This is a genomic window from Corallococcus aberystwythensis (assembly GCF_003612165.1).
GTDB lineage: Bacteria > Myxococcota > Myxococcia > Myxococcales > Myxococcaceae > Corallococcus > Corallococcus aberystwythensis.
The window spans coordinates 19,941-29,178 of record NZ_RAWK01000118.1; the positions used below are offsets into that span (position 1 = coordinate 19,941).

Annotated in this window: 7 protein-coding genes and 1 pseudogene; 5 read left to right on the forward strand and 3 right to left on the reverse strand. The window is 68.1% G+C overall.

Annotation, left to right across the window (positions count from 1 at the left end; translation table 11 throughout):
* The first annotated feature begins 126 nt into the window (after window positions 1-126).
* A complete protein-coding gene (locus D7W81_RS20385; RefSeq protein ID WP_120557050.1) occupies window positions 127-1,293 on the forward strand; it encodes a serine/threonine-protein kinase in 1,167 nt (388 codons plus the stop codon).
* Window positions 1,294-1,299: 6 nt separating this feature from the next.
* Here D7W81_RS20385 and D7W81_RS20390 read toward each other — a convergent pair whose 3' ends face one another.
* Complete coding sequence (locus D7W81_RS20390; RefSeq protein ID WP_120557051.1) at window positions 1,300-1,659, reverse strand: helix-turn-helix transcriptional regulator; 360 nt, start codon at window positions 1,657-1,659, stop codon at window positions 1,300-1,302.
* Window positions 1,660-1,742: 83 nt separating this feature from the next.
* Between D7W81_RS20390 and D7W81_RS20395 the strand changes: the two genes are divergently transcribed.
* Together D7W81_RS20395 and D7W81_RS20400 are read left to right on the forward strand one after the other, a co-directional pair.
* Window positions 1,743-3,560, forward strand: coding sequence for a serine/threonine-protein kinase (locus D7W81_RS20395; RefSeq protein WP_120557052.1), 1,818 nt, complete (start codon window positions 1,743-1,745; stop codon window positions 3,558-3,560).
* Between the two features lie 24 nt (window positions 3,561-3,584).
* The gene (locus D7W81_RS20400; protein WP_120557053.1) at window positions 3,585-4,499 is read left to right on the forward strand and encodes a DUF2381 family protein; all 915 of its coding nucleotides are present in this window, start codon (window positions 3,585-3,587) and stop codon (window positions 4,497-4,499) included.
* 45 nt (window positions 4,500-4,544) lie between these two features.
* Here D7W81_RS20400 and D7W81_RS20405 read toward each other — a convergent pair whose 3' ends face one another.
* Window positions 4,545-5,141 carry an imm11 family protein gene (locus D7W81_RS20405; RefSeq protein WP_120557054.1) on the reverse strand — a complete coding sequence of 199 codons (597 nt, stop codon included), beginning with the start codon at window positions 5,139-5,141 and terminating at the stop codon, window positions 4,545-4,547.
* A gap of 14 nt (window positions 5,142-5,155) precedes the next feature.
* Window positions 5,156-6,530 (reverse strand): annotated as a pseudogene (locus D7W81_RS44605) (AHH domain-containing protein).
* An 81-nt stretch (window positions 6,531-6,611) separates the two neighbouring features.
* Between D7W81_RS44605 and D7W81_RS20415 the strand changes: the two are divergent.
* Window positions 6,612-7,379 carry a DUF3592 domain-containing protein gene (locus tag D7W81_RS20415; protein WP_120557055.1) on the forward strand — a complete coding sequence of 256 codons (768 nt, stop codon included), beginning with the start codon at window positions 6,612-6,614 and terminating at the stop codon, window positions 7,377-7,379.
* An 84-nt stretch (window positions 7,380-7,463) separates the two neighbouring features.
* Window positions 7,464-9,197: an N-acetylmuramoyl-L-alanine amidase gene (locus tag D7W81_RS20420; RefSeq protein WP_120557056.1), complete on the forward strand. Its 1,734-nt coding sequence runs from the start codon at window positions 7,464-7,466 to the stop codon at window positions 9,195-9,197.
* Window positions 9,198-9,238: the final 41 nt, after the last annotated feature.

Genomic DNA, 9,238 nt, shown 5'->3' on the forward strand with positions numbered 1-9,238 from the left:
TCCCATGACGGCCTGGTCCCCATTCGGTGAATACCTATGAAGTCCATCGTATGGACTTTTCAGGTCTACCTGATGAAGACTCCACGGACGGCGTGACCGCGCCCTTTCTCATGCCCCCGAGGAGTCATGCCTACGTCCACCACCGAAAGCGGAGGAAGCACCCGGCCCACACGTCGCCCGCCACCGCCGACGCCTGATGCGCCGCGCTTCCTCTTCTCCGTGGAGGGCGTCCGTTACGAGGCCATCCGCGAGCTGGTGTTGATGCAGACGGGGGAGTTGCTGATGCTGGCTCGACGGCAGGTGGAGTCAGACACCGCGATGCCGGGCCTCTGCTTCGTGCGGCGGCTGCCCAATCCCTCCACCTACCTGCGCCGCAAGCGCCTGATGGAGGAGGTGCAATTGGCTTTCCGCCTCAACCATCCAGGCATTGCCCAGGTCCACTTCCGCAAGGTGCACGAGGACGCCCTGCACGTCGTCATGGAGTACGTGGACGGGCCTTCGCTGGAGACGCTGGTGAGCGCGGGCGTGGCCCGGGGGCGGCCCGTATCGGAGGCTTTTGCGCTCTACGTGGGCGCGGAGCTCGCGGAGGCGCTGCACCACGCGCACACGCTGACGGACGACGAAGGCAAGCCGCTGGGCGTCATCCACCGCGACGTCAATCCCCGGCATGTCTACGTGGGCGCGCATGGCGGCGTGAAGCTGACGAACTTCGGCGCGGCCTACTCGCTGGTGGTGGGCCGCGAGCAATCTCCCATGCGCCTCGTCCGCGGGGACGTGGCCTATGCCTCGCCCGAGTACCTGGAGAAGCAGCCGCTGACGCCGCGCTCCGACGTCTTCAGCCTGGGCGTGCTGCTGGTGGAGTTGCTCACGGGCACGCACCTCTTCGACGTGCAGGACGTGCCCCGCGCTTCGAAAGGGCTGGCCCCGCTCGACATTGAAATCCTCCCCTCCTTGCCGCTGACGCAGATGCGCATCCTGCTCTCCCGCTTCAGCCAGGCGGATGTCGAGGTCGCCGTGGCGAAGCTGTCTCCGGATGTGAAGGCGCTGCTTCACACCGCCCTGCGCGCCAACCCCGAGGAGCGCTTCGCCACGGCGGCGGACCTGCGCGACGCGCTCCGGCCCGCGCTGGCGAAGCGGCATCCGGGGTATGGCCGGCAGGAGGCCGCCGGGGAGATGGCCCGCGTGCTGTCCGAGGGCAGCTGCCTGCGAGACGCGGTGGAGTTCGGCGAAGGGGGCCTCTTTCCGGAAGGGCTGGAGGCGCACGAGTTCGAAGCCCCACCGAAGCGGAAGTAGTGGCCGTCAGCGGGTCAGGACCGTGGCGACGTGGAGGAGCGCTTCGAGCTTCTCCGCGTCCAGCTTGCGCGCGAGGTAGAGCAAGCGGCGCAGCGCGGGGGGCTCATCCTCACGCGCGCGTGGGCGCTGGCCCTTGCGGCCTCGCACCAGGGCGGTGAGGCCCAGCATGTCCTCCGGCGACACCTTCAGCTCCGTGCAGATGCGGTAGAGCGTCGGGACGCTGGGCAGCATCTTGCCGCGCTCCAGGCGGCTGTAGACGGTGGAGAGGAGGCCTACGCGCGGGCCCACCTCGGCCTGCGTCAGGCCCTGCTCCTCGCGGGCCGCGCGGGCGATTCTGCCGATGGTGATGGCCAGGTCTTCATTCATGGATGCTATGTACTTGAGAGAGTCAGGGGAGTGCATCCATCGGGTCGCATGCGCGCGGCCAGCGCTTCCCGAGGAAGGACACCATGAGGCCGCCACCCGCCATCCTGCCGCCCGGGGCCGAGGTGCTGGGCTACACGGTGGAGCACCCGCTGGGGCAGGGCGGCTTCGGCACGGTGTACCTCGCGCGCAGCGCGGGGCAGCCCTTCGCCTTGAAGCTGCTGCACCTGCCGGGCGTGGGAGAGCGGGTGGAGCGTGAAGTCTCCATCCTCTTGAAGTTGCGCCACCCCAACGTGGTGGGGCTTCAGGGGTATGGCCTGTGGCCGCCCGGGGCGCCGCAGTTCGCCGCCATCGCCATGGAGTACGTGGACGGCCGCCGGCTGGACGTCTGGGCGGACGAGGAGAACCCCACGGCGCGGCAGGTGGCGCGCGTGGCGCTGGACGTGGCGAGGGCGTTGGCGGCTTCGCACGCGGCGGGAGTGCTTCACCGGGACGTGAAGGAGGCCAACGTCATGGTGCGGGCCTCGGACGGCCTGGCCAAGCTGGTGGACTTCGGCATTGGCGACTACGAGGGCGCGCGGGGGCTGACGGTGGACATCCTGCCGCCAGGGACGCCGGAGTACCGCGCCCCGGAGGCATGGCGGTTCTTCCGGCAGCATGTGCATTCGCCTGGAGCCCAGTACAGCGCGGGCCCGTCGGATGACTTGTGGGCGCTGGGCCTGGTGCTCTACGGGCTGCTGACGGCGCGGAAGCCCTTCGATGGAGCGGACGACCCCGGCTTCATCGAAGCCGTCATGGTCAGCGAGCCGGTGACGCCACACGAGGTGAACGCGCGGGTACCTCGAGCGCTGAGCGACGTGTGCATGCGCCTTCTGGAGAAGACGCCGGAGACACGCACGTTGAGTGCCCTGGCCGCCGTGACGGAATTGGAGCGGGTGCTGGGGGACGCGGACGCGACGTGGGACGTGCCGCTCTGCGATGCCTTCCGCGAGGACACCGCGACGACGGAAGGGGGCAGGGACACCGAGGACCGGTGGCTGCATGCGCCGCTCTACCGTCCACGGCGTGGCAAGCGTGCGCCGCTGCCTGCCGGTTCAACGCCGACGGCGCCTGGAACCCCCGTGAAGTCGGCACCCAAGCCGCGCAGGAGTTCCCCGCCATGGGTCCTGGTGGCGCTGCTGCTGATGTTGGTCGTGGTGGGGGCGACGTTGCTGCTTCGAACGCCACGTGTCACCGGGCGCTCTCCGGCCCGTCAGGAAGTAGCGCCCTCTGGCGAGTCGCCTCAAGCTGACCGCGCCGCAGTTCCCACCGGGCCGAAGGCCACCGCCGCGGCCGTCGCGCTCCCCGCGACGCTCCAGGAGGATTCAGCCACCGTGACGACGCCGTCGAAAGCCACGCAGCCTCTTCAGCTCCCCTCGAAGCCCACGAAGAAGGGAGTGGCCGTCATGGCCCGTGCGGTGAGCGCGGCGGCGGCTTGCACGGCACTCGCGTGCCCTGGGCCGCAGGTGCGACCGCCTCCGCCGCCTGAGCCGTGTCCGGTTGGAGCGGTGAAGGCCATGGCGAAGCGGGGGATAGACATCGGGGACAAGCAACCGGCGCGCTTCGCGACGGGAGACCCTCGGATCATTTCAATCGGAGAGGGCCCTGTTGAAATCAACCTCATTGGTCGCTGGAAAGGGCTGCCGGGCAACAGCATCGTGTCAGGGCGGAGCATCGTGCGTGACCGTGTCTATGCTCGCCTCACCTGGGCGACGACGCCACAGGGTGACAGTTTCCCTGTCTGTTTTGATGTTTTCGCCGAAGAGGGACCGCGAGGGATGGCGCGAGAAGCAGGCGAGGATTCCCCCTCCCGGGCGCGTATCTGGACGACGGCTTATGTGAAGGCGGTCGCTGAGTTCGAGTAGCGACTCCAACGGAAAGATTGTCGAGTGCCTTCGTTATCGCTTGTCGTTCTGCTGGGACTGCTCCTCGTTGGGAATACGGCGGTTGCACAGCTGGAGCTTGCGTCCTCCGTGCCAGGTGCACGACGCATCGAGCTGACACCGGAGGGGGCTGGGAAAGTCACGGAAGTAGGGGTCAGCCCAGGCCTCTCCACGATGCTTCTCTTCGACTCGGAGTTGCAGCGGGAGGGCATCGAGCTGGAAGGCAGACATCGCTTTTCACTGGTGGACGTGGGACAGGCCACCCTCAGGCTTGTGCCGACGGCGAGCGCCACGCCAGGCGAGCGCTTCAAACTGGTGGTGCGCTTCCGGGACGGTGCGGCGCCATTGACCGCGGTGTTCCTGTTGAAGGTGCATCCGGCGAAAGCGGAGGCCACCATCGAGATCTACCGGGAGCAGCGGACGATTGAGACGTATCAGCAAGAAGTCCGGGATGCGCGCGCGGAGGTCTTGCGTTGCAAGGAGGAACTGGCGCGCATCGTGTCTGAGCACGAGGCGCCGGGGGGACTGACGGGGCTCCTCTTCAATGACGGGTTGGACCCGAACGGGGTGGCGGGTCAAGTCCTGACCAAGGCCGTCGCGAAAACGGCGGCCAATGGACTGGGGGCTGCCGTCGTCAACAGCTATCGCTCTACCAGGCTGGTGGCGGTGGATGTCTGGATTGAAGTAAGGATTGGAACGCTGCCCTGGACAGCAGAGGGTGCGACACTCAAAAGCAGGTCAGGCGAGGAGTTGAAGATCCTTCAAGTGTGGCAGTCAGAGCCAATCCTGCCAGGCCCCACTGGGCGCGTGATTGTCGAGGCCGAAGCTCCGGCGGCTGCTGTCCAGGGGCCCTTCTCGCTCAAGCTCTGGGAAGCAGACGGGCCACGCAGCATCACGCTCGGCAACGTCACGTTCCCCTGAACCCTCGCGCCAAACACCAGGCTGACGACATGGGGACGGAAGGGGTCAGGAGCCAGCGGCTGCACCGGGGCCCGTGACGTCCGTGAACCTTACGCCGGTGATTCCCGCGCGCTCCAGGGCGTCCTTGATCTCCTCGGATACGATCAAGGCCACGGTCCAGCCCCGGGTTCGGAACACCTTGGCGCCTTCCACCTTCGCCGTGTCGATGCGCATCCCGGACACCGAGGAGTACATCCCCACCTTTTCGGGCATCCCGTCCTCCGGCGTCCAGTAGCGCACCTCTTCGCACGCAGCATCGTCGATGCACTTCACCAGCCGGGTGGCATTGAGGATGAAGTGCTGAGCGGGCTGGGAGTCGAGCTCCACTGGGATGATCTGCACGTCGTCAGGCGCCACATCGGTGAAGACGGAGGCCACCCGAGCATGGACGACCGGGACGCTGAATGCCGCGTGGGAGTAGTCGAGCGGTTTGCCAGAGATCTTGATGGGGATCCGGATGCGCTCTTCTGGGGTCGCCCGTTGCCCGATCCTGAACTGCCACGGGTCATCGAGCTTCCGGCCCGCCTCATCAAGCGGATGGCCCAGTTCCCACCGGCCGGAGAGGTACACATCATCCGTCAACTTGAAGAACCGCTTCGGCATGAGGCAATTTTCCGTCATTCGGTTCGGGTTACCAGCCGGTTGAGCTTGGTTCCCTGCTCCGAGATTTCACGCGCCAACACACCGAGGATTTTCGTCAGCGCCTCCCGGCAACGCTCGATGCTCTTGCAGGTCAATGTTGCTTCGTCCAGCCGCTCGTAGATCTCCTCGTGGTACTCCCTCGGGTGTGGCCCCTTGTGGCCCGGGACGCGGACCTGGTTCGTTGCATCTTCTAGCGACATGCCCGCCCGGTCGAAGATTTCCTGGTACCTCGGCGTCCAAGGCCCTCCGTTGTTGGTGGACGTGCTGAACTTGTCGGAGGCGATGTGGTGCCAAGCGCCTTCCGCATCCACTGGGGCCGTGTTGCTGGCGCTTGTCCCTCGTGCCGCCATGGCCAGCGCACCCGGAGCGAGCGTGATGGTGACGGCCCCCTCGGCGGGTACAGCCACCGAGCCCACTTCCGCGATTGCAGAGAACCGGAAGCCGCCCTGGACCTCGGCCAGCCGCGCCGCTTGTACCGACCCCGGAAGCCCCGATGCCTTGGCCGCCAGCCCCGCAGTGCTTCCAATCGCGGCAGTCGCAAGCATGATGAAGACACGCGCCGCGTTCTCGCCCATGACCTTGCCGTACTTTTCGCCAGCCGTGCGTACCGCGTCGAAGGTCGTGGCGACTGCTATCTCCTCGGCAAGCTGCCGCCACCCTGCGATCAGGGTCCAAACAGTATCCGCCCCCAAGTAGGCAATGAGGCACGCCGTCAGGGTGGCGGCCACGCCCTTGCTCACCGGCTCAGGCATCAACCAGAGGCCGAGATACACGGCCATGGCCGTGATGATGGTGTTCCGCACCGCTACGGGATCCACCATCTCCCCCCAACGCTTTCTGGGTCTCGTCCAGGACCGAGGCCATGGCGAGTTGGAGCGCCAAGGTGCGCTTGGCCTCTTCGCCGAGAGTGGGTCCGTCCTCCAGCAGATGCAGGCAGTCTCGGGTGCGCTGCGTCCGCTCGCACCAGCGGCCATAAGCGCTCGTGAGCTCTGAATCCGCCACCGGCCTCCACGCTCTGGCCGGTGGAAGGTGGTCCTTATACGACTCCTGTCCCGAGCCAACAGCCACGAGTTGGAGTCGCCCCCATGCACCTCCATACGCATCATTCGCAGGGAACCAGAACAGCCTTCGAGCATCTGATCGCGGCCTCGCGGAATGAGACACGTCCTGGCCCAACTTCGCCACGGCTTCCTCGAAGTCGCCCTCGTCCAATTCCACCGGTCTGGCGCTGGAGCGTGGGACGAAAGTAATGGGCTTGCCCTGGCCTGTGTCGAGACGTACCGCTCTTGTCGCGCTACTGCACCCGGCCAGCATCACCACCAGCAAGGGGATCAACCATCGAGGCAGCATTCGGAACCCTCCTGGCATGGCATCTGGATCCGGCACGAATGCAGCGCACGCAGCAAGCGTGAAGTAGGCTTCGCGCCCGCCATGCAGCTCGCCATCCCCCATGCTCCCCGCGCTGTCCGACTCGCCCAGGTGCCCGGGGCGGTGGCGCGCCTGGTGCGTGGCGTGGTGCTGGGTTTGACGATCATCGCCGTGCTGGGCCTGGGCGCCAGCTACGTCGGCCGCTACTTCATCGAGGAGCAGCGCTTCACGTCCCGCGCGGAGCTGGTGGACGCGGTGGTCGGCGCGAGCCACGCGCCGCCCCCGGACAAGCGCGAGGACGCGGAGGGCACGCTGGACGTCCTCTACACGTTCGCGAACGAGGACCACTCCGTGTCGGGCGTGCGCACGAGCGCGGACCACGCGGCCTCCCTGGGCCATGGCGCCCGGGTGCAGCTGCTGGTGGATCCGTCCCAGCCGGGACGTCCTCGCGAGGCAACCCATGCCCGGGCGCGGGCGGCCCGGGTGGGCCTCCTGCCCTGGGGCCTGGGGCTGGGTGCGCTGGTGGCGCTGGCCGGATTCGCCTGGGAGGTGCGGCGGCTGTGGCGCCGGGAGGTGGTGCCCCTGCGCCTGGGCGCGCTGGTGTGGCTCACTCCGGATGACGGCTATCTGCCGGAAGGGAAGGGCGAGGCGGAGTTCCCCGCGCACTTCTTCCGCCAGGACGTGAAACACGCCGTGCGGGCGCGCTGCCGTCCCCAGCGGGCCCCGGTGCGCAACGGCGGCAAGGTGCTGGCGGCCGTGGTTCCGGCCGAACCGGGCTGGTGCCGCGTCATCGACGAGGAGCTGGCGCGGACGCTGGGCTGGGTGCGCTGACGGACGGACCGGTGGGGTTGAAAAGTTGCTGCCCCCCGGAGGCCGTGTGACACACGCCTGTAGCTGCAACGTCCGGAGGCTTCCATGCGCGTACGCTTCTCCCACTTCGTGCTGCCCGTGCTGCTCCTCACGGCTCCGAGCGCCGTCGGAGCCAGCAAGCGCAACGAAGCCGAGGAGGCGTATCAGCAGGCCCGCCGCTCCTACTACACGCTGAAGGACGACGCGTCCCGCCGCAAGCTGCGCCACCACTGGCTCAACGTGGTGCACCGCTTCGAGGCCGTGGCCACGCGCTTCCCCAAGAGCGACCGCGCCCCGGACGCACTCTTCACCGCGGGCGACCTGCTCCAGGAACTGAGCCGCATCTCCTTCGTGGAGGAGGACCTGCACGCGGCCATCGCGGACTACTCGAAGCTGGTGGAGGCACACCCGAAGCACCGGCTCGCGGATGACGCGGCGCTGGCGCTGGCGCGCATCCACGTCAACCGCCTGGACAAGCCCGAGGCGGCCCGGAAGATCCTCAACGAGTCGCTGGCCACCAACCCCAAGGGCGACCAGGGCAAGGAGCTCAAGGCGCTGCTGGCCTCGCTGCCCCCGTCCAACCGGACGCCGCCCGCGAAGCCCACGGTGAAGCCGCTGCCCCCGGTGGTGAAGTCCACGCCGGACACCGCTGTCGCCGCCGCGAATCCCAGCTCGCCGCTGGTGGAGGCCATCTCCAAGCTGTCGCGTGAGCCGTCGCCCGTGTCGCCGCGCCTGGATCCGAGCGCCCTGGCTTCGGGCCCCGCCGCCGCGAAGGACCCGGCGGCGAACATCGTGGACGCGCCCACCGTCGCCGACCGGGCCATGGACGTGAAGGACGCGGCGAAGGCTCCGGAGGCCGTGGCGTCCTCGCACGGGACGTCCCAGTCCGCGAAGCCGGAGGCCGTGGCGTCGAAGGCGCCCGCCGCCGTGACGGACAGCGCTCCGGTGACGAAGCCGGCCCAGCCCGAGGCCGTGGCGTCGAAGGCCCCTCGCCCGGAGGCCCCGCGCCCGGTGACGGCGCCCGTGGACGCGCAGGTGGCGCAGGCGCGGCTCAAGGCGGTGGCGAAGCAGTCGCGCAACGCGGAGCTGACGCTGGCGGAGCAGCTGGGGCTGAAGGTGCGGCGCGTGGTCATCGACCCGGGCCACGGCGGCCATGACTCCGGCGCGGTGGGCAAGGCGGGGACGAAGGAGAAGGAGGTGGCGCTGGCCATCTCCAAGAAGGTCGCGGACGGCCTGCGGGAGAAGGGCCTGGAGGTGGTGCTCACCCGCGACGACGACACCTTCATCCGCCTGGAGGACCGCGCGAAGCTGGCCAACGAGGCGCACGGCGACCTGTTCATCTCCGTCCACTGCAACTCGGCGGCGACGCACAAGCTGCGCGGCATCGAGACGTACACGCTCAACACGTCCGCGGACCGCTACTCCATCCGCCTGGCCGCGCGGGAGAACGCGTCGTCCGAGAAGGGCATCAGCGACCTGCAGTTCATCCTGGCGGACCTGGCCACCAAGGCGAACACGGAGGAGTCGTCGCGGCTGGCGAACGCCGTGCAGCACAGCCTGGTGACGGGCCTGTCCGGCCAGTACGACGGCATCAAGGACCTGGGCCACAAGGAGGCGCTGTTCTACGTGCTCCTGGGCGCGAAGATGCCCGCCATCCTGGTGGAGACGTCCTTCCTGTCGCACGCGGAGGAGGAGAAGCGCCTGGCGTCCGAGCGCTACCAGGACGAGGTGGCGAAGAACATCGTGCTGGGAGTGGAAGAGTTCCTCGGTGATCGCAGCCGCATGGCCAAGGTAGACTGACGCGTTCGTCGTCAGTCCCCCATGGCCGAGCAGTCTCCCCC

Excerpts from the sequence above, each read along its gene's own strand:
- D7W81_RS20385 (WP_120557050.1), top strand. The coding sequence starts at position 127 with ATGCCTACGTCCACCACCGAAAGCGGAGGAAGCACCCGGCCCACACGT.
- D7W81_RS20390 (WP_120557051.1), bottom strand. The coding sequence starts at position 1,659 with ATGAATGAAGACCTGGCCATCACCATCGGCAGAATCGCCCGCGCGGCC.
- D7W81_RS20395 (WP_120557052.1), top strand. The coding sequence starts at position 1,743 with ATGAGGCCGCCACCCGCCATCCTGCCGCCCGGGGCCGAGGTGCTGGGC.
- D7W81_RS20405 (WP_120557054.1), bottom strand. The coding sequence starts at position 5,141 with ATGCCGAAGCGGTTCTTCAAGTTGACGGATGATGTGTACCTCTCCGGC.
- D7W81_RS20415 (WP_120557055.1), top strand. The coding sequence starts at position 6,612 with ATGCAGCTCGCCATCCCCCATGCTCCCCGCGCTGTCCGACTCGCCCAG.
- D7W81_RS20420 (WP_120557056.1), top strand. The coding sequence starts at position 7,464 with ATGCGCGTACGCTTCTCCCACTTCGTGCTGCCCGTGCTGCTCCTCACG.